The organism is Escherichia sp. MOD1-EC4550 (assembly GCF_963876935.1).
Lineage (GTDB): Bacteria > Pseudomonadota > Gammaproteobacteria > Enterobacterales > Enterobacteriaceae > Escherichia > Escherichia coli_F.
On sequence record NZ_CAWNSE010000014.1, the window covers coordinates 31215 to 51860 of the forward strand.

The window sequence follows — 20646 nt, forward strand, 5'->3', positions numbered from 1 at the left end:
TTTTATTTTCCTTGATTAATATTTTTAATTACACTCGCAAGACGCGTAAGCCCCATATATAATTTTTCTCGACCGCAGGCCTGGTTCAGACGAAGGTAGCCCTCCCCCTCCGTTCCATAGACATTCCCCGCCATAATGCCCACTTTGCCTTCATGAATTAATCGACTGTAGAATTCATCAAAGGGATAACCAATAGCAGAGCAATTTATCCACGAAAAATAGCAACCATCAGCAGGCCTTACGATCAATTCTGGAGTATTTTCGTTCAGATACTGCTGGGTGAATTGAATGTTAGAGGCAATATGTGCCTTTAATGACGTTAACCATCCCTCACATTCGTTATAGGCAATAATAGTTGCAATTATATTCAGTACGGATGGGGAGTTTACAAAATCGCGATATCTTGATATCGTTCTGAACTTATGATTAAAATTATCGTCAGTTGAAATCATATACGATCCTGTTAGCGCAGGAACATTAAATGTCTTCGATATCGAATTAAACACCACTACTTTTTCTTTTTTTATTTTAAGCGCAGATGTAAAGCTACGATTAAAAACAAAATCACTGTGAATTTCATCTGAACATAACCAGACATTATGTCTTGCACAGCTTGCAGCGATTTTATGCAGATCTTCTTCCGACCAGACGGTTCCTGTCGGGTTATGAGGATTACATAATAACACCATCTTTGCGCTTTGAATCTTAAGATCAAAATCTTGCCAATTGATAGCGTAGCCCCCCTCATTTTTTATAATCAAAGAGGCTGTCAGAATATTTCTCTCGCTATGTTTAATTATATCAAAAAATGCATTATAGACAGGTGTAAAAACGAGAATATTATCACCATGCGATGTCAATAACTCTATTGCTTTAGCAATGGAGTACATCACGCTTGGGCTATAGGTGATCCATTCTGGTTTGATTTCAGTTTTATATTGTTGATGATACCAATTGACTATCGCATTCAGATAGTCATCATGCTGCCAACGGCTGTACCCTAAAATCGGGTGTTCCAGACGTTTTTTTAATGCCCTGATGATAGCTTCCGGTATCGGAAGATCCATATCTGAAATAGAGAATGGTAATACATCTTTTACACCAAATCTGTCCTCGCAAAAGTCCCATTGGGTACAATATGTTCCTTTGCGGGAAATAGGAGTATTAAAAACATCCATCAGCATATCCCCATGTAGTTATCCATATCCCGACGCAAGGCGATGACTTTAGTACCGATAATGACTTGTAGGGTATTTTGATCAAGTTTAACAACCGCAATTCCGCCAGCTCTTTTTATTGCTGCCTCGTCAATCAATCCCATATCTGCGATTGTTAAACGTAAACGAGTTACGCAATTATCCAGGGATTTAATATTCTCTTTACCACCAAGTGCCTTAACCATCTGCTCCGCTGCTTGCAGCTCTGATTTATCAAGCGTTGGGATATCCGCTATAGCCGTATCCTCATGAGCATTCAGCGTGACAGGACTGGACTCTTCACGGCCTACCGTCATCAGGTTAAATTTGAGAATAGTCCAACGGAACACAAAGTAATAAATAAAGAAATAGGCCACTTCGACACACACCGCTATTGGCCAACCTGTTCTTGTGCCACGCAATACGCCAAAGCTAATAAATTGAATCAGATCGCCAGTAAATCCCATCTTCACGCCCATATATGGCAAGACCATGTTGGCGAATCCATTCATAAAAGCATGGAAGACAAACAGCAGTGGACTGACAAATAAGAACAGAAACTCAATCGGTTCGCTGACGCCGCCAATAATGACTGTAAGCACCCCGGAAATAAGCAATGCTTTGATAGCTTTTCTGTTTTGAGCATGAGCAGTGCGATACATCGCCAGCGCGGCACCAGCCAGACCATACTGAATCATCAGTTTGCCCTGTTCCATTTTCCCCGCCAAATCCAGCGGAATGACCGCATTCTCTTTGACGTACGCCATAAACATGTTCAGGGTGCCATAATACTCTTCGCCGCCGATCACTGCCGATCCGCCGATGGGGGTAAAGCGGAAAACTGACGTCACCAGGTGATTTAAACCAAAAGGTATCGTCACGCGTTCGGCGACTGCATAGAAAAAATAGCCAACAGGACCGGAAGTTGAAATCCAGTGGCCAATGAGCATGAAAAGATTGAAAAATGGTGGCCAGATAAAAGGGATGATCAGACCAAATCCGCTCATCACAATCAGTGTAATAATAGGCACCAGGCGTGGGCCACTATAAAATCCTAATGATTCAGGAATACGTAAGTTAACGATCTTTTTATACATACTGGCGACTAATAATCCTGCTATAATCCCACCCAACACACTGGTATTGTAGGACTGGATTCCCAGAATAATGGTTTGCCCATGTGTCGACATTTGATCAGCAGCGACCAATAAGTCATGTTGTTTAAGATAAAAGTTCGTTCCCAGATGCATCGCCATGAAACCAATTAAGCCAGAAAAAGCGCCATAGGCTTTATCCTCTTTCTCTTTTAATAACCCCAGAGGTATAGCTATCGCAAACAATACAGGTAAATTGACAAAGGCAAACAAACCAAGGCTAACAATAAAATCAAGAATGGTTTTAATTACGGGAATAGCCAGTAGTGGAATTAATTTTGCCATATCATCGCTGGCTAAACCACTTCCTAGCCCTAACATCATGCCACATACACTTAGCAGAGCGATGGGATACATAAATGCCTTTCCCAGGCTCTGAAAAAAACTCCAGGCTTTCTTTTGTTTCATGCGGGTTATCTCATATAAATGTTATATATAATTAGTCCATTAATACTTTGGTGCGAATAGAGAGATATAGTTTTTCTTCCAAAATCAATTCATATTTAAAAGTGGTGTACAAATACCTTTCAATTTCATGAATTGCGCGCTGTAACAGAATATCTTTCTCAAGAAACTGTTCATAGAGATCACCAATATCTTTCTGTTTTATTTTTTCATTGCATAATACACGACTTGAAAAATATTTAAGGTGTATCATGAACCTGGAATAATTAAATGAACTTCTGTCCACCTTTCTGTTATAAACAACTTCAATAAGCCCCGTGATTATTTGCGACAACTCAATAATCCGTACTGATTCATAATCAACTGAATTTTCATAATTATTTAAAATATGCAATGCTATAAAACCAATCTCATCATCAGGAAGTTTAACGCTGAATTGCTCATTAATGATAGTTAATGCATCGCGACTTATCGCATACTCTGCTTTGTACAACGCTTTGATTTCATCAAGGAAAACATTATTAATTTGTATGCCTGAAGCGACTCGGGATATTGCATTCGAAATATGATCAGCAAGAATCAATAGTAGCGATGGATTGAGATTTTTTTCGAGATTGTTCTCCGCATATTGCACTATTTTTTCGGCAACAAAAACATACTCAATATCCACATGCTCAATCAATTTGTAGAGTTTATTTTTTTGTTCATTTCTGACATAAAAAATCCGGTTAGCCGGATGCTCAGGGACCGACATTCCATATTTTTTGTTGTAACCGACGCCAGGCCCAGAAATGATAACCTCCTGTCCATTCATCGATGCCTGTACACAATTATTGTTCATGACTTTTTCGATGATCATTCCATAGCTCCAAAAAAAAAGGCAAGGCACGTCAGAAGTAATAATTACTTCAAACATTGCCTTGCCTGATTTAACAGTTACAAGATGATTAACTAATGCATATACATTACACGGAATTGTGCTTAATTAAAGAGATGGCCGGCTTATTTTTCAAGCCGACATTCAAATATTCGACATCAGTCACAAAACCAACGTCTAATATTCAGGTAAATATTATCTATTCAACGAAATATAAATTCATTGAATAAATAAAAACATTATCCCCTTCTCGCCAGCGTCGCCCCATCGGCAAAATACGCTTTTATCCCTGCGAGGATTGATTCCGCAACTTCCTGCTGGAAGGTTGCCGTTTTCAGTTTACGTTCTTCCTCAACGTTACTGATAAACGCCGTTTCGACCAAAATGGAGGGTATATCAGGCGCTTTCAGCACGGCAAACCCGGCTTGTTCAACCTGATTTTTATGCAGCTTGTTGATTTTACCGAGCTTATTCAACACAGCTTTACCAAACTTCAGACTGTCGGCAATGGTCAGCGACTGCACCATATCGAACATAGTATGGTCGACATAACGGTCGCCGCTCTTACTCACGCCACCAATCAAGTCCGAGGCGTTCTGAGTTTGCGCCAGATATTTTGCCGCGGTACTGGTTGCACCTTTGGTAGAGAGCGCAAACACAGAGGAACCGCTCGGCTGGCGACTGGTAAAGGCATCGGCATGAATAGAGACAAACAAGTCAGCACGCTGTTTCTGTGCTTTTGCTACGCGCACTTGCAACGGAATGAAGATGTCTTCATTACGGGTCATGTAAACTTTCATATTGCCCTCTTTCTCAATCAGAGAGCGCAAACGGCGGGCAATTTGCAATACCACGTCTTTTTCACGCGTTTTGTATTTCCCCACCGCACCGGAGTCTTCGCCGCCATGGCCAGGGTCAAGCATAATGACAATCGGACGATCGCGCCCTGCTTTGCCTGGCTGCGGGCCACTCTGCGCAGGCGGCACCTGCTTTTCGAGATCGCCTTTATTGTAATCCTCCAGCAGCGCCAGCAGCGGGTCCTGCATGTCCTGAGCATTGGCAGGATAGAGATCCATCACCAGACGCTCTTTAAACCCGGCGACCGGAGCAAGGGCAAACAGCTGCGGTTTTACGTTTTGCTTTAACTCAAAAACCATCCGCACGGTTTGCGGGTCAAACTGCCCGACGCGCGCCGACTTGATGAACGGGTCATCAGCACGAATTTGTGCCGCCATCCCCTTGAGCACTGAGTTCAGGTTTACATCTTCGATATCCACCACCACGCGTTCAGGGTTACTCAACGCGAACTGCTTATATTTCAGCTGACGATTAGATTCTACCGTCACACGGGTGTAGCTGGACGCAGGCCAGACGCGCACCGCCACGACCTGGCTGACCGCAGCCAGACTGACCTGACTTACGCTCAATAGCCACATGGCACCCGCGCCTTGCAGTAAACGACGACGGCTGATTGCTGTGTTGGATCCCGACATGCATCTCCCGAGCAAAAAAACCTAAGCTGTGTAACAAATAAACGACTAATTTGACCGGAAACTTTAGCGAAAGACGCATAATCTGTCATCTAATAAACGGTAAACATTCTTTTTATATTCACGGCATTACTGATAAAAAAGTTGCTCATGCGTAAAATTTGCACTTGCACCCAGTGAAAAAACAGAATAAAAATACAATAATTACGAATAATCATGCAAAGAGGTGTGCCGTGGTGAAGGAACGTAAAACCGAGTTGGTCGAGGGATTCCGCCATTCGGTTCCTTATATCAATACCCACCGGGGAAAAACGTTTGTCATCATGCTCGGCGGTGAAGCCATTGAGCATGAGAATTTCTCCAGTATCGTTAATGATATCGGGTTGCTGCACAGCCTCGGCATCCGTCTGGTCGTGGTCTATGGAGCGCGCCCGCAGATCGATGCGAATCTGGCAGCGCATCACCACGAACCGCTATATCACAAAAATATACGCGTGACCGACGCCAAAACACTAGAACTGGTGAAGCAGGCTGCGGGAACATTGCAACTGGACATTACTGCTCGCCTGTCGATGAGTCTCAATAACACGCCGCTGCAGGGCGCGCATATCAACGTCGTCAGTGGCAATTTTATTATTGCCCAGCCGCTGGGCGTGGATGACGGTGTGGATTACTGCCATAGCGGGCGTATCCGGCGGATTGACGAAGATGCGATTCATCGTCAACTGGACAGCGGTGCGATAGTGCTGCTGGGGCCGGTCGCGGTTTCAGTCACTGGCGAGAGCTTTAATCTGACCTCGGAAGAGATCGCCACTCAACTGGCCATCAAACTGAAAGCTGAAAAGATGATTGGTTTTTGCTCTTCACAGGGCGTCACTAATGACGACGGCGATATTGTCTCCGAGCTTTTCCCTAACGAAGCACAAGCGCGGGTAGAAGCTCAGGAAGAGAAAGGCGATTACAACTCCGGTACGGTGCGCTTTTTGCGTGGTGCGGTGAAAGCCTGCCGCAGCGGCGTACGTCGCTGTCATTTAATTAGTTACCAGGAAGATGGCGCGCTGTTGCAAGAGTTGTTCTCACGTGACGGTATCGGTACGCAGATTGTGATGGAAAGCGCCGAGCAAATTCGTCGCGCAACCATCAACGATATTGGCGGCATTCTGGAGTTGATTCGCCCACTGGAGCAGCAAGGTATTCTGGTACGCCGTTCTCGCGAGCAACTGGAGATGGAAATCGACAAATTCACTATTATTCAGCGCGATAACACGACTATTGCCTGCGCAGCACTCTATCCGTTCCCGGAAGAGAAGATTGGGGAAATGGCCTGTGTGGCCGTTCACCCGGATTACCGCAGCTCATCAAGGGGCGAGGTTTTGCTGGAGCGCATTGCCGCTCAGGCGAAGCAAAGCGGATTAAGCAAATTGTTTGTACTGACCACGCGCAGTATTCACTGGTTCCAGGAACGTGGATTTACCCCGGTGGATATTGATTTACTGCCCGAGAGCAAAAAGCAGTTGTACAACTACCAGCGTAAATCCAAAGTGTTGATGGCGGATTTGGGGTAAGTGGTGGAAATCGCCAGATGCGACATGCGCAATGCCTGGAGGCATGATAAACACGCTAGCATCGCATCAGGTATTGACGCTCATCGTCGGATGCGGCGTGAACGCCTTATCCGACCTACATCAAATCAAAGGTGTTGATGGCGGATTTAGGGTAAGCGACGGAAATCGCCAGATGCGCATATGCGCAATGCCCGGAGGCATGACAGGACGCGCATGCGTCGCATCAGGCAATCACGTTTATTCCCGCGAACTAAACAACGCCGCCAGACCACTGCGCCGCTCAGTACGAGTGGCGATTGCCGCACTTAATATGCGCTCATCGGCATACAACGACAGACGGCGACGCGCGCGGGTCACCGCAGTGTAAACCAGCTCTCGCGTTACAACTGGCGTGCGTTGGCTCGGTAAAATCAACGCCGCATGGTCAAACTCCGATCCCTGAGATTTATGTACCGTCATCGCCCACGTGGTTTCGTGTTCTGGCAGGCGGCTCGGTTGCACAGACTTAATATTGCCATCCGGCATCGCAAACCAGACGCGCGTCCCCTGCCCACGATCCAGCGCAATGCCGATATCACCATTAAACAACCCAAGCGCGCTGTCATTGCGGGCAATCATTACCGGCCGGCCTTCGTACCAGCGTGAGTGCGGATGACGATGAATTTTGCGCTTCTGTTGCATAAACTGCTCAATTCGCTCATTCAATCCAGCCACGCCAAACGGTCCTTCCCGCAGGGCGCACAAAAGCTGGTATTCATTGAACGCCTGAATGATTAAATCCGGCTCGGCACGCGCTTGCAGCAGATCCAGATAACGCCCGTAACCCGCAAGAGCCTCCTCAAGCATCGCAATATAGTCTTCGCCGCTCTGTAAAAGCCGTTTTTCGATATCAGTAAAATCCTGCTGAAAAACGGTTTTCACTGCCGTTTTATCACCACGGTTGATCGCCGCAGCTAACTGACCAATGCCAGAATCGCTGCCGAAACGATAGCTTTTTTGCAGCAGGCAGAGACTGTCGCGCAAAGATGCCGCTTCTGTGCCAGTTCCTGACGGAACGTGAGTTCCCGTCAGGCGGCTCAACTGCCCGGCACGCTCGGCGGTAAAGCCCGCGTTGGCATAAGCGCAGATATCGCCCAGCACAGCCCCAGCCTCAACCGAGGCCAGTTGATCACGATCGCCGAGAAAGATCACTCTGGCATGATCGGGCAAGGCGTCGATCAGTCTCGACATCATAGGCAGATCGATCATTGACGCTTCATCTACCACCAGCACATCAAGATGCAGCGGGTTACCGGCATGATGACGTAAACGCTGGCTACCCGGCTGCGCACCCAGCAATCGGTGCAAAGTGCTGGCATCTTCCGGAATGCGTTTCTTTTGTTCATCGGTCAGCGGTAACTGGCGCAAAGCCTTGCCGAGAGATTCGGTTAAGCGCGCGGCAGCTTTACCCGTTGGTGCAGCCAGACGGATACGGCAGCGTTCGCCGTCTGCCATTTGAATTAACGCTGCCAGCAACTTCGCTACGGTGGTCGTTTTACCGGTGCCAGGGCCGCCGGAAATCACCGAGATCCGCCGCGTCAGCGCCACTGCCGCCGCCACTTTTTGCCAGTTAATTTCATCGCTTACTGGAAAAAGTTTGTCCAGGGTTTGCGCCAGTAGAGCTTCATCAACCTCAATGGCATGATTCACTTCGTTGAAAAAGCGTGCCACTGTGCGCTCGTTACACCACATGCGATTCAAATAAAGACGATCACCACAGAGGATCATCGGCGTTGGTTCATCTCCCCGGCTGACCGCTTGTGAAGCCAGCAAGCATTCTTCCCAATTTTGTAACTCACCAATTTCGCTGACGCAGGTTGCTAACAGCGGATGTGACTCCTCGTTATTTTCCAGTCGTGAGAGCGGTAAACAGACATGCCCTTCCCCGGCGTCGTGGCTTAACAGGGCTGCCGCGAGGGTGACGGCAGGATGTTCATCTCCCGCCACGGTCAGGGCAAATTGCACATCCAGCGGGCGTAGCTGTTTGTGCTCCACAGCTTCCAGTAATTGCTTTTGCAATTTCATTACGCCTCCTCCAGGGTCATACCGGCAAACATCTCATCCATCAGGTCAATCAACCCGGCGTTGGGTCGGGTTGTGTAAATCCCTTGTTGCGGATGTTCTTTATCAACGCCACGCAGGAAAAGATAGATAACGCCGCCAAAGTGACGATCATAGTCGTAATCAGCAATGCGATGGCGCAGATAACGATGCAGCGCCAGGGTATAAAGCTGATATTGCAGATCATAGCGGTGTGCCTGCATCGCCGCTGCCATAGCCTGTTGGGTATAAGCCGAACTGTCTTCACCCAGCCAGTTGGATTTATAGTCGAGCAGGTAATAACGCCCTTCATGGCGGAATACCAGGTCGATAAAGCCTTTTAACATGCCGCGTACCTGCATGAACTCCAGCGGCGGGCAGCCAGCGGATAGCGGATCAAACTGGCGAATTAGTGCATCAAGCTGGCTGGCGATGAGCGGTTCACTAATCGGCAGGTAAAACTCCATCTCCACCTGTTTATCGCGGTCGGAAAGCTGATTCAGGCTAACACCCGTTTCATTGAGAGGTGCCTGGAGGACAGCCGTGATCCACTCGGTCAACACTGGTTCCCACTGCGATTCAAAGCCGCCGAGTTCCAGTTTTTCCTGTACCCAGTTCGGGTCAACCGGCTGGGTAAAATCGAGGTCTTCAAACAAACTGTGCAAGAATGTCCCTGGTGACGCACCGCGCGGGAACTGATGCGGTGTTAACGTCGGTTCTTCAACGACGCTGACCACGCCTGCGGCATCAACATCCAGCCGTGGCATCAGATCCTGAGCGATACCGTGATCACGCTGCTGCAAACCGGAGTAGCTGGTGACACGCCAGTTATCGCCGGGCAATCGTTGTAGCGTCCTCGCATTCAGTTCTGCTGTAAAAACATCATTAAACTGCCAGGGCTGGTTATCACCCGTTTGTGCCGTTTGCCAGGCAATATCCTCATCGCACAACGCTTCAATACAGGTGCGAAGCCCTGCCGCATCTTGCGGTTCCCCTTTTTGCAGCAAACGCCCGAGCGCACTTTGGTGGACGTCGGTGTCACCTTTTTTATCGCCACGACGGCGCACCAGCGGTGCGACGCCGAGACTGCAATGCCAAACCGAACGCGTCAGCGCCACGTAAAGCAAACGCAGATCTTCCGCCAGACGTTCGGCCTCCGCGAGGTCGACGCTTTCTGGCGCAGCATTAAGATCCAGAACAGCCTCAAACGAGTGGCGATCGTGATAAAACGCCTGATCCTGGACGCGGAAATTGGTGATAAACGGCAGCCAGACCAATGGATATTCCAGCCCTTTCGATTTGTGGATCGTGACAATCTGCACCAGATGTTTATCACTTTCGAGACGCATTTGTTGGCTGGAGGCATTACTGTCTGGCTCGAGGATATGTTGCGATAACCAGCGTACCAGCGCATGTTCACTTTCCAGCTGCGTTCCGGCTTCTTGTAGCAATTCGCTGATATGCAAGATATCGGTAAGACGCCGCTCACCGCCTGCTGTTGCCAGCAAGTTTTCTGCAATGTTACGCGCCGACATCAGCGCCCGCAGCATCGGCATAACGCCACGTTTGCGCCAGATTTGCCGATAACCATCGAACTCTTCGACTACCGCATCCCACGCATGTTCGTCATTATTCAGCGTTTCAATATCCAGCGCATTCAGCCCCATCATTGACGTTGCCAGCGCACTGCGCAGGGTGTTCTCACGTTGTGGTGTCATCACCGCCTGCAACAGCCAAAGCATCTCCTGCGCTTCCAGAGTTTCAAAAACACTGTCGCGGTTCGAAAGGTAAACGGAAGGGATTTCCAGCAGCGTTAAGGCATCGCGCACCTGAGCGGCCTCCTGGCGGCTGCGCACCAGCACACTGATGTCCGAAGCACGCACCGGACGCGCGTCGTCGCCGTTCATCAGCAACGCTTCGCCCCGCTGTCCGGCTTGTAGCCAGTCGCGGATTTGCGCAGCACATACCTGCGCCATGGTACTTTGATAGTCGCCAACGCCGCAGCTTTCGCCTTCCATCAGCCACATTTTCATCGCAGGCTGCGTTTCACCTTTAAACACAAAACGTAACGCCTGATTTTTCCCGGCTGATTTCACTGGAATAAACGGTATTTCGCGAAACATGAACGCGTCATCAGTCTGACTGAAAAGCTTATTCACGCTGTTCACCATTCCTGGTGCGGAGCGCCAGTTGGTATCTAAGGTGTAGTGGGCGTGAACTTCGCTACGCGCCTTCATATAAGTGAAGATATCCGCACCCCGGAATGCATATATGGCCTGTTTCGGGTCGCCAATCAGCAACAAAGCGGTTTCCGGCTGATAGTGCCAGATACGGCGAAAAATTCGGTACTGCTGGGGGTCGGTATCCTGAAATTCATCAATCATTGCCACCGGGAATCGCGTACGGATCGCCGCTGCCAACACCTCGCCGCTTTCGCTACGCAGCGCGGAATCGAGCCGACTTAACATGTCATCAAAACCCAATTCGCCACGGCGGCGTTTTTCTCGCGTTACTGTTTCGCGGATCTCAGCCAATGCGCGGGTGATCACCAGATCACGAATCGACAATGGTTCTGCAAGCAGTTGATCGATCGCCTCAAACAGTGGATGTCGCGGGGTTTCCCCCCCGGCTTTCGTGCGATCTTCTAAGAAACGCTGAGAGAATTTTTCCAGCGACTCCGGTAACTGATAACTGTTGGTCTCTTCTTCTGCCCAGGCACTGATCTTCTCGATCCATTTAGCCTGATTGCTACGGTTAAACTTGCGTCGATCAATACCAGAAGATTCGATCAGCGCATCCAGTTCACCCACTGCGTCGCGCCACTGCTGTTTTACCGTATCAATACGCGCCACAATTTGCGCGTGGCGGGAAGCCAGCGTTTCATCATCGGGCGGCGGTGCTTTGATAACCGGTGCTTCGCCTTGCAGATAACGATTAATATCGCGCAGCAACGCCTGCGGCCCTTTCCAGGTTTCAAAGACCACCTGGGCAATTTCACGCGGCAGCGGGTAGCAGTGGCGACGCCAGAAATCGGCGCAGGCCTGGTAGCGTAGCAGAGACTCATCTTCAATCAGCTGCTGCTCAAACAGCATGCCGGATTCAAAGGCATTCAAGTTGAGCATGCGCTGGCAAAAACCGTGAATAGTAAAGACTGCCGCTTCATCCATCTGCCGTTCGGCTAACAACAACCACTGCGCGGCTTGCGCTTTATCGTCGATCTCTTCCAGCAGGCGTTCGTACAGTGGATTGTCGGTGGTTTCACGCAGACAGGCGATGCGCAACTCGTGGATATTGCTACGAATACGACCGCGCAATTCTGCCGTGGCAGCCTCGGTAAAGGTCACCACCAGCAGTTCTTCAACGGTCAGCGGGCGGGGAAAGGCGGCAGAACCGCCTAGTCCAAGTAACAGGCGCAAATAGAGCGCCGCAATCGTAAAGGTTTTGCCTGTGCCGGCAGAGGCTTCAATCAGGCGCTCGCCCTGTAAGGGCAAGCGCAAAGGATCTAGTGTCTCGGCGACATCACTCATTCTTTTCACTCATCAGGGGCATTGTTTGCTGCAACGCGCTGACGTTCTCCCACACTTTCCAACCTTCAGGATGCACATATTCGGCTTTCCCGTTCTGGCTGCCGGAAATCTGCGACAGAATAGCCATGCCTTGCGGCTCGACCACCGCCTGATGGAAGAAATCAGCAAGTTTTTGCGGCGTCAGCAGTTTTATCTGGGCCACGATTTTATCACGCGAATCGAAGCGCATATTGCCGCGATCGAAATCTTTACTTAACTTCGATGCTTCTTCGCCGAGCGTTTGCGGTGCCTGCAGCATCTGGGTTATTACCGCCTGCTGGATTTGCGCAAACTCTTCTGGCTTCATCGTCCGCAATTTTGCCTCTGCGGTTGGGAAAAACGCCTTGTAACGCTCCCACAAGAATGAAGGCTGTTTATCATTGCTTTGCAACAGGAAGCCCATGCCCCACTGACGTCCCACGCTCATTGGAAACGCAAACACGGCATAGCCCAACTGTTCTTCGGTACGCAACTGATTGTAGAACCACGGCTGTACGATCTGCCCCAGCAGAGAGCTATAGGCTGAGCTGGTGTATTCATCGTAGCCAGTCGGTACAAATACCGCTGCCAGTGCGGAGTCGGTGCTGTTACCGGCTTTTTCAAAGATGACGGATTGTTTTTTATCGACCACGACATCTTTGTTACGACACCACTCCGAACCATCAGCGCCCAACTGTTTTTGCACATCGCGTGCCAGCGTTGTTGCCTGGGCTTCGGTCATGTTGCCAATAACCATAAACTCTGGTCGAGCCCCTGATTTTAAGGCGTCGCGATAGGCCAGCACCTCTTTCAAAGTGATTGAAGGCAAAATTTTGCGCCGTTCATCTCGCGAGAAGTACGGCACTTGCGAGAGCATCTGCGCGGGCATAATCGCCTGCTCGAACGCTTTGCCCTTTTCTGCGGAATCCATCATCTGTTTATACCAGGACTTCGCCTGCTCAAGCTGATCTTCCGTAGCGGTATAGCTAAAGTAGCCCTCCAGCAGAGCCTGGAACAGCTGCGGCAGGCGCTGGGTGTAACCATTGGCATTAACCATAAGGCCGTTGTTAGCATTGGTGGAAAAACTTATGCCACCAACCGACGCCTGGTTGCTTAACTGATCAAGCGCCAGTCCGGCAAGATAATCATTGAGCGCAAACATCACCTGATTGCGGGCGCTGTCCATGGCTTTCGGGTTACGCAAAATCAGGCTGACATCGGCTTTAGGCTCGCTGGCAAAATACCGGCTCGGCGCATACACCACACGCAGATTCGCCTCATCCACAATCAACTCTGGATGGTCGTATTTCTTTTCTGACTTCATCAGCGAGAAATCGTCAGGAATATAAGGGTTAAGCTCCGGTAAGGAGAGCGCAATATTGGCGGCTTTTTTCTGCCAGTCAGCGAAAGTTTGTGGGCTGATTTTATCGACCTGATACGGAGCATCGACAAAATAAGCCGTTTTGTTATGCGGCTCTTTCGGGCTGATATACCAGATACGCGCATTCTGCGGCGTCATCATCGCCAGACGTTCTTTTACCGCTTTAGCGTCGTACTGATCGGCAATATTTACCGCGTCCAGCGTATGCTCAACAGGAACGCGAATCATGGTATCCGCCAGCCATTCAACATAATCCATATCGCGAGTGATCGACGGATAACGGAAGTCGATATCCAGTACATTCGCCAGTTCATCGAAGTATTGTTTATCAATCCCTTTTTCGCGTAACAGATTGAGGTAGCTAAAAATGGCCGCCACAACCTGATCGCGATTCGCCAGACCTTTATCGGTTAAAGACGCAGAGATCGCTAATACGCCGCTGTTGCCGTTGACGATAGGATCGGAATTGGCGCTAATGCCCTCAACTAATCCCTGCTTTTGCAGCCAGTCAGAAAGTGTACCTGGGCTGCGATTACCAATCAGATAGGTAATCAATTCATCCGTTTTACTACGGAACTTCGCTGAATTGTTATCGATGCGAAACTCAACGCGCAGAACTTTACGCGGCAGCGCCGGGACGTAATGAATGATAATGCCCTTTTGCGCGTCGGTGACTACCGGCACGGTGATTTCCGGTTTTTTGCTCTCTTTGTTCGGCACGCGACCAAAAGTGTCCGCCGCCATTTTTGCCAACTCCGACAACGGTTTATTGCTGTAAATAACCGCCTTCATCAGATTGGCAGAGTAATATTTCTCGTGGAAATCTTTCAGCGCCTGCTGTACCGGATTGCCGGGTTTGTCGCTTAAAGTTTCGAGGTTACCACCAGAAAACTTTGAACCTGGGTGTGCCGGGTTAATGGTTTCTGCGCTGACCTGTGCCATGCGCATACCGTCACGCGTACGCGCCATGGTTAATTCAGCGTTCACCGCATTACGCTCACGTTCGGCATATCTCTTGTCGAGCAAAGGTTCTGCAATAGCATCGGCCAGGCGGTCTACAGCACCGGGTAAGGCGTCGTTCTCAACTTCCAGATAGAAAGCCGTGCGATACGGTGCCGTGCTGGCATTGTGGCTACCGCCGTGCATTTTGAGGTATTCAGCCAGGCTGTCAGCCTGCGGGTACTTTTTCGAACCCATCAGACTCATATGTTCAAGGTAATGTGCCAGCCCTTGGTACGCCTTGGGATCTTCCAGCGACCCAACGGGCACCACCAGCGCCGAGAGCGATTTAACCGCCTGCGGGTCAGAAACCAGCAAAACCACCATACCGTTATCCAGACGTATAGCCTGATACTGGCGGTTATCTTTATCACTTTTACGGATGGTTTCCTGAATCGGCTGCCATCCCGTTTCTGCCTGACTTAAGGGTGCCCAAAGGGCAACAAACAACAATAATGCTTTGAACCAGGTGCTGCGGGGCATTCACGGACCTCATTATCAACTTTATTTTCTAACCAGATTCAATACGTTAACGAAAATTATCCGGCAGAATTTAATCTTGTGCTGCACGAGTCAGCCTATGTCTATATAACCATCAGTCCGTGACTGGTGCGCATCATAAAGTAAGCAGATGAATTGCGCAATTTTTATACAGCACTCATGACTGATTAAAGCGAAACAGCGGTAACAGGAAACGTTGCGACTGTTCAACGATGGCTTCCATTGTCTCTGGTGTTAATTGTCGCCAGAGCCGTTGATACCAGATATCATCACCTTCTCCACGCACCATCATGTTGCCTTCGTAAGCCTGAAGGAATTTCGTACGGGCTTTCTGCAACGTGGAATCGTCATCCAGCATGGCATCGTTTTGCGCGTCATAACAGGTTTTTAGCCACGCGCCGCCACTTTCAGGTAACACCAGCAGCGGCGTGGACATCCCTTCACGATACCCCTCAATCAGTTCTGAGAGGTAATGTAAAGCCTGTTCGGCTGCAAGCGGCGGAAAACGCCACTCGCCGTCTTTGCGTAGAAAAAGGCGACTTTCACCATTACCACCGCTGGCACAGTAGACAAGGTGTTCCAGCCAAAGTTGCATTCCCTGCGCCACACTTAATAAAGAGGGACGCCAGCGTAACAGGCCATCCGGCTGCACCTGCGGCAACCAACCCGTTATTTGCACACCGTTGCAGGCGAGATCAATTTCCATACTTTGCCCCGGTTGGCGACAGGCAATGACTCTGTCGGCAAGCTGCTGCATCTCCTGACACTGTGTTTCCCAGAAAATTTCACCAAAAGCGCCATACGGTAAATCCCCTGCCGCCCGGAAGCGACGGAACAAGCGATCGGCATCATCTTGCTCGACCAGAGCATTCAATAACTGCTGGTTGATTTGATAACGACTAAGCCCTTCAAGAATAAATGGCTCGGTGTCGGGGATTTCGCTGTCTTCGGTACGGAAGTTCACCTGCAAACGCATCTGGAAAAATGCCCGCACCGGATGTGCCCAGAATCGTTGTAGCGTTTCCAGCGGCACGGTTTCCGGTAAGGTAAACGGCAGCGGCTGAACAAATTCAGAATGTGCTTTACCAGCCTGGCTGGCCGCAGGTAGCCATTCACGAGCATAACTTTGTCGTTCGCCTGGCTGGTAGTTTTGCGGATCAAACGGCATTCGGGTATGGAGGCAAGTAAGATGCGCTTTTACCCTTGCCTCGCTTTCATCACAGTTGAGCGCTTCATCGCCCGGTAGATAATGGCTTTGCCCGATGTAGTCGATCAGTTCCTGCACCAGTACCGACGGGAAACGTTCACTGTTATCCTGAATGGAACGCCCGATATAGCTGATATAGAGTTTTTGCTGCGCGGAAATTAACGCTTCCAGGAACAGATAGCGGTCGTCATCGCGACGGCTACGGTCGCCACGCTTCGGTTTCTGACTCATCAGGTCAAAGCCCAATGGCGCAAGCTGGCGTGGGTAAACGCCGTCGTTCATTCCCAGCAGGCACACCACTCTGAATGGGATGGAACGCATTGGCATCAGAGTACAAATGTTAACCGGCCCGGCGAGAAAACGCTGGCTGATACGTTCCTGATCCAGACGTTGTGCCAGTTCATCACGCAATAGTGACAACGGCATCGCGTCGCCATACTGCGCACCTAAACCTTCGGCGATAATCGCCTGCCATTGTTGTTCGATCAGCGTCATCGCCGCTTCGGTTTCCGCATCCGGCAGGAAGAAGGCGTTGAGCATATCGCGACAAACCGGCAACCACTCTTCCAGCGGACGCTCCTGCGCCAGCCCGCGACGCCAGATGTTTAGCTGCATTAGCAGTGAAGCCAGATGCCCCACCAGTTCTGCAATTAAGCCGCTCGATTCATCATAAGGTAGAACCGATTGCCACTCGCCCTGCGCGCTTTCCATCGCGTAGCCCAGCAACATGCGCGTCAGGCCAAACCGCCAGGTGTGTTGACCGGTGGCGGGGAGTTCCAGCTCGCGAACGTTATCGTCATCTATCCCCCAACGAATTCCGGACTCGTTGACCCACTGACGTAAATAACGCAGCCCTTCTTCGGTGATGTCAAACCGCGCCGCCAGCACCGGCACATCCAGTAATGCCAGCACGTCTTCCGACACAAATCGGCTGTCTGGCAACGATAACAGGCTGATAAACGCTTCAAGTACCGGATGCGACTGCCGCGCCCGACGATCGGAAATGGCGTATGGCAGGTAACGATCCGCAGGTGCGCTACCAAACACTGCCTGAATAAACGGACTGTAGCTGTCGATGTCGGCCACCATCACGATGATGTCGCGCGGAGTCAGTGTCGGGTCTTCCTCCAGCATTGCCAGCAGGCGATCGTGTAAAACTTCAACTTCGCGCTGCGGGCTATGGCAAACGTGGAAGGTGATACTGTTATCCAGTGGATCAAGCAGGCGTTTGTTATCGCTACGGGAAAACTCTTCGATATTCACACCCGCAACAGCGCAGTTTTCAAGTTCCAGAATGTCAGACTGAATGTTATGCAGCAGGTTATCTGGCGTCACATCGACAAAGGCGTCCAGCTCCTGGCTGCCCTCCAGGTCAGAAAGGAGATAAATGTAGTCGCGCCCCAACTTGCCCCATGAGGCCAACAGCGGGTTGCCGACATCCTGTTCACCATCGCTGTTAAAGAGCTGTCCGGCATTTTCGCTGTCGCGAAATAGCGGTAATTCGCGATCTTCAAAACTGTGTCGGCGCTGACGAGTCAGTAGTTTCGCCAGATAAGCAGGATCTTTAATGTCGCCCCAGTAATAACGGCAAGGGTTGGTAAACAGGAGATGGATTTCAATATGTTTACCCAGCGCCTGTAGCGCCTGGAGATAAACAGGCGGTAACGCGGAAATACCGCATATAAAGACGCGCGAAGGTAGCCCCGGCGGGCAGGTCGTCGCGGACTCCAGCGTTTCGATAAAGCGCTGATAGAGATTGGCGCGGTGCCAGCGCGGTTGCCCGAGTTGATGGGTATATTCCACCAACGCCTTCCACAACGGCGCTTGCCAGGCCTGTGCTTCTCCCAGCCCTTCAACCAAATGTCCTATTTCCCACTGTGCCAGCCAGTCCGGACGATAGACCAGATACTGGTCAAACAGGTCCGCCGCTTTTGAAGAAAGCTGGAACAGTTTTCGCTTGTCGCTATCGTCAGTCAGATAATGCCGCAACAGGGTAAAGTCTTCGCGCTCCAACAATTGCGGCAGCAGAGTCATCAGTTTCCAGCTCATGCTCTGTTTGTTAAAGGCGCTCTCTTTGGGGATCTCCGGTAACACCCGGACGAACATATCCCAGATAAAGCTCGCTGGCAGCGGAAAATCAATGTTTGCCGCAATACCAAACTTTTGCGACAGGGTCATTTGCAGCCACTGCGCCATACCGGTACTTTGCACCAGAATCATCTCTGGTTCGAAAGGATCGTCCAGCCGTTCGCGTTCGACAATAAACTCCATCAACGCTTCCAGCACGTCCAGACGATTGGAATGGTAGACCCTTAACATAGCGGCTCCTGACTACTGACGATTCGGGCAATGCAGGCGGGTCATCTCGCCTTCTCTGCCCTCGGGTGAAACTAGCGTAACGCTGATGCTGACACATCCCGCCTGCGATGTCTGCATTCGGTTGACCTGCCAGTGGGCAGGTGGCGAAATCGCACGCAGTTGCGTTTGCTGCCAGCCATGCCGCCAGAGCTGTTGGTACTGGTTTCTGCTGGCAAGACTGTTCATTAATGTTCGCTGGAAACCCGATAACGCAGTGACAATCATCACCATCAACACCATCGCCAACATTACCTCCGGCAGGCTAAAGCCTTGTTGATTCTTCAGGGAAGCTGACATAACGCCCTCTCTTTCAGCGGACAAAAATCGCTCCAGCCGCGTGGCGAAAAAACAATGTTTCCATCGATGACTTCGCCTGTTCGCCACAACGAAACGCCTTCATAACCGGCAATCAATAAGGCTTCATTATCTGCCATTAAACGCAGACAAACCCGGGCACCGGTGGCAGCGTACAGTAAGCACTGAACTGCGGGCTGCGTCTGCCAGGCGTGCATTTTTCCCCACTCTAGCGTCGACTGAACGATGGCCTGGCGGCGCAATGACTGACTTTCCATGCTCACGCGAGAGGCAAAACTGCGATCCTGCTGACTCATTCCTTGCAATAGCAAGCTACCCAAAACCAGCAGCATAAGGACCAGAGCCAGTGACGAAACACCCTTTTCGCGGTTCACAGGTTGAATCCTGTCACGCTATAGCTGGCATCCACCACGGTTTGTGGATCAGCCTTGCTGGCAGCGTGCATATTAACCGTCAGCACCGGCGCGAAACCGCTGTTATCCTGTCGGGTAACCTGAAAAGTGTCGATAACGACGGCATCTGGGTTGGTCACTTTATCCCAGCCCTTACCTTCACAAGATGTCGCACCGCGTAGCGTTTCCAGCACATGCTCCTTCACACGAAATGCAATCTGGTCAGACTCTTTTACCGGATCGCGATCCCAGATACCGTTACTGTTCGCATCCCACTGCACAATGATACAGTCACCCTGTCCGACAATTTCCAGCCCTTCGCCAGTACAGTTGCCATGACAATAACCCGCCCTCTGGAGATGCTTCGCGACAGTAAAGACCCGCAGCCAGATTTCATCTTCCAGCGCCAGCTTACGGGTGCTCGTTAAACTTTCATGCTGTAACGCGGGCAGAAAGCGTGCAGCCCCCAGCAACAATACGCTACTGATCGCCATAGCAATCAACACTTCCAGCAAAGAAAAACCTTGCTCTTTTACAGGCATCCTTCTGTTTCTCCTTGCTGACAAAGCCGGAGTCTTCCCCACGGCGAAACCACCAGCCACCACTCTCCCGTTGAGTTTTTGAAGCGAATATGTCCGGCCCAAGCGGTATTGCGCAGGCCAAAGAAAGTGAGCGAAGGTGTCAGGTCGCTCATTTCGACTTCGGGCCAGCGAGGCACAAAGACCAACGGTGAACTGCCATGACAGGTATTCGCCCCAGCAGCGGAACTCGCAAGGCACCATAACGTCCCCTCCCTGATGACACTGATACTGTGGTCGCGGTTATGCCAGTTGGCATCTTCACGTAAATAGAGCAAATAGTCCCGCGCCTGGCTGGCGGTTTGCCATAACCGTTGCGACTGCTGCCAGTATTGCCAGCCATAGAGTCCACTTGCGCTTAGCATGACCAGAATCAGCATCGCGACCAGCGTTTCAATCAGCGTATAACCACGTTGTGTTTTCATGCCGGCAGTATGGAGCGAGGAGAAAAAAAGACGAGGGCCAGTTTCTATTTCTTCGGCGCATCTTCCGGACTATTTACGCCGTTGCAGGAGGTTGCAAAATTTCGGGAAGGCGTCTCGAAGAATTTAACGGAGGGTAAATAAATATCCTCCGGCATAGCCGGAGGTTTTTCAAATGCGCC

At 50.3% G+C, this 20646-nt stretch carries 13 protein-coding genes; 1 reads left to right on the forward strand and 12 read right to left on the reverse strand.

What is annotated here, in order from left to right:
• Window positions 1-2 precede the first annotated feature (2 nt).
• The 4 genes from AACU19_RS11655 to amiC form a co-directional block, all read right to left on the reverse strand.
• Window positions 3-1178: a MalY/PatB family protein gene (locus AACU19_RS11655; RefSeq protein ID WP_105278890.1), complete on the reverse strand. Its 1176-nt coding sequence runs from the start codon at window positions 1176-1178 to the stop codon at window positions 3-5.
• Window positions 1178-2758, reverse strand: coding sequence for a PTS transporter subunit EIIC (locus tag AACU19_RS11660; protein ID WP_000810571.1), 1581 nt, complete (start codon window positions 2756-2758; stop codon window positions 1178-1180). Before AACU19_RS11660 ends, AACU19_RS11655 begins: the two co-directional genes overlap by 1 nt.
• A gap of 31 nt (window positions 2759-2789) precedes the next feature.
• Window positions 2790-3614, reverse strand: a complete 825-nt coding sequence (locus tag AACU19_RS11665) for a PRD domain-containing protein (RefSeq protein ID WP_105278898.1) — start codon at window positions 3612-3614, stop codon at window positions 2790-2792.
• A gap of 257 nt (window positions 3615-3871) precedes the next feature.
• On the reverse strand, window positions 3872-5125 hold the full coding sequence (amiC, locus tag AACU19_RS11670; protein ID WP_000016907.1) for an N-acetylmuramoyl-L-alanine amidase AmiC: 1254 nt from the start codon (window positions 5123-5125) through the stop codon (window positions 3872-3874).
• Between the two features lie 230 nt (window positions 5126-5355).
• Between amiC and argA the strand changes: the two genes are divergently transcribed.
• Entirely contained in the window at window positions 5356-6687 is a 1332-nt protein-coding gene (argA, locus tag AACU19_RS11675) for an amino-acid N-acetyltransferase (RefSeq protein WP_000237940.1), read from the forward strand.
• Between the two features lie 237 nt (window positions 6688-6924).
• Here argA and recD read toward each other — a convergent pair whose 3' ends face one another.
• The 8 genes from recD to AACU19_RS11715 form a co-directional block, all read right to left on the reverse strand.
• The gene (gene recD, locus AACU19_RS11680) at window positions 6925-8751 is read right to left on the reverse strand and encodes an exodeoxyribonuclease V subunit alpha (RefSeq protein WP_000775992.1); all 1827 of its coding nucleotides are present in this window, start codon (window positions 8749-8751) and stop codon (window positions 6925-6927) included.
• Entirely contained in the window at window positions 8751-12293 is a 3543-nt protein-coding gene (gene recB, locus AACU19_RS11685; protein WP_105278891.1) for an exodeoxyribonuclease V subunit beta, read from the reverse strand. Before recB ends, recD begins: the two co-directional genes overlap by 1 nt.
• Window positions 12286-15174: a pitrilysin gene (ptrA, locus tag AACU19_RS11690; RefSeq protein ID WP_105278892.1), complete on the reverse strand. Its 2889-nt coding sequence runs from the start codon at window positions 15172-15174 to the stop codon at window positions 12286-12288. Before ptrA ends, recB begins: the two co-directional genes overlap by 8 nt.
• A gap of 175 nt (window positions 15175-15349) precedes the next feature.
• Window positions 15350-18718, reverse strand: a complete 3369-nt coding sequence (gene recC, locus AACU19_RS11695) for an exodeoxyribonuclease V subunit gamma (RefSeq protein ID WP_105278893.1) — start codon at window positions 18716-18718, stop codon at window positions 15350-15352.
• A 12-nt stretch (window positions 18719-18730) separates the two neighbouring features.
• The gene (locus AACU19_RS11700; protein WP_105278894.1) at window positions 18731-19054 is read right to left on the reverse strand and encodes a prepilin-type N-terminal cleavage/methylation domain-containing protein; all 324 of its coding nucleotides are present in this window, start codon (window positions 19052-19054) and stop codon (window positions 18731-18733) included.
• The gene (locus tag AACU19_RS11705) at window positions 19039-19446 is read right to left on the reverse strand and encodes a DUF2509 family protein (protein WP_105278895.1); all 408 of its coding nucleotides are present in this window, start codon (window positions 19444-19446) and stop codon (window positions 19039-19041) included. Before AACU19_RS11705 ends, AACU19_RS11700 begins: the two co-directional genes overlap by 16 nt.
• Window positions 19443-20006 (reverse strand): prepilin peptidase-dependent protein, encoded by a 564-nt coding sequence (locus tag AACU19_RS11710; RefSeq protein WP_105278896.1) that lies wholly within the window; start codon window positions 20004-20006, stop codon window positions 19443-19445. Before AACU19_RS11710 ends, AACU19_RS11705 begins: the two co-directional genes overlap by 4 nt.
• Entirely contained in the window at window positions 19997-20467 is a 471-nt protein-coding gene (locus AACU19_RS11715; RefSeq protein WP_105278897.1) for a prepilin peptidase-dependent protein, read from the reverse strand. Before AACU19_RS11715 ends, AACU19_RS11710 begins: the two co-directional genes overlap by 10 nt.
• Window positions 20468-20646 lie beyond the last annotated feature (179 nt).

Coding starts and splice junctions, on each gene's coding strand:
- AACU19_RS11655 (WP_105278890.1), bottom strand. CDS start 1,178: ATGGATGTTTTTAATACTCCTATTTCCCGCAAAGGAACATATTGTACC.
- AACU19_RS11660 (WP_000810571.1), bottom strand. CDS start 2,758: ATGAAACAAAAGAAAGCCTGGAGTTTTTTTCAGAGCCTGGGAAAGGCA.
- AACU19_RS11665 (WP_105278898.1), bottom strand. CDS start 3,614: ATGATCATCGAAAAAGTCATGAACAATAATTGTGTACAGGCATCGATG.
- amiC (WP_000016907.1), bottom strand. CDS start 5,125: ATGTCGGGATCCAACACAGCAATCAGCCGTCGTCGTTTACTGCAAGGC.
- recD (WP_000775992.1), bottom strand. CDS start 8,751: ATGAAATTGCAAAAGCAATTACTGGAAGCTGTGGAGCACAAACAGCTA.
- recB (WP_105278891.1), bottom strand. CDS start 12,293: ATGAGTGATGTCGCCGAGACACTAGATCCTTTGCGCTTGCCCTTACAG.
- ptrA (WP_105278892.1), bottom strand. CDS start 15,174: ATGCCCCGCAGCACCTGGTTCAAAGCATTATTGTTGTTTGTTGCCCTT.
- recC (WP_105278893.1), bottom strand. CDS start 18,718: ATGTTAAGGGTCTACCATTCCAATCGTCTGGACGTGCTGGAAGCGTTG.
- AACU19_RS11700 (WP_105278894.1), bottom strand. CDS start 19,054: ATGTCAGCTTCCCTGAAGAATCAACAAGGCTTTAGCCTGCCGGAGGTA.
- AACU19_RS11710 (WP_105278896.1), bottom strand. CDS start 20,006: ATGCCTGTAAAAGAGCAAGGTTTTTCTTTGCTGGAAGTGTTGATTGCT.
- AACU19_RS11715 (WP_105278897.1), bottom strand. CDS start 20,467: ATGAAAACACAACGTGGTTATACGCTGATTGAAACGCTGGTCGCGATG.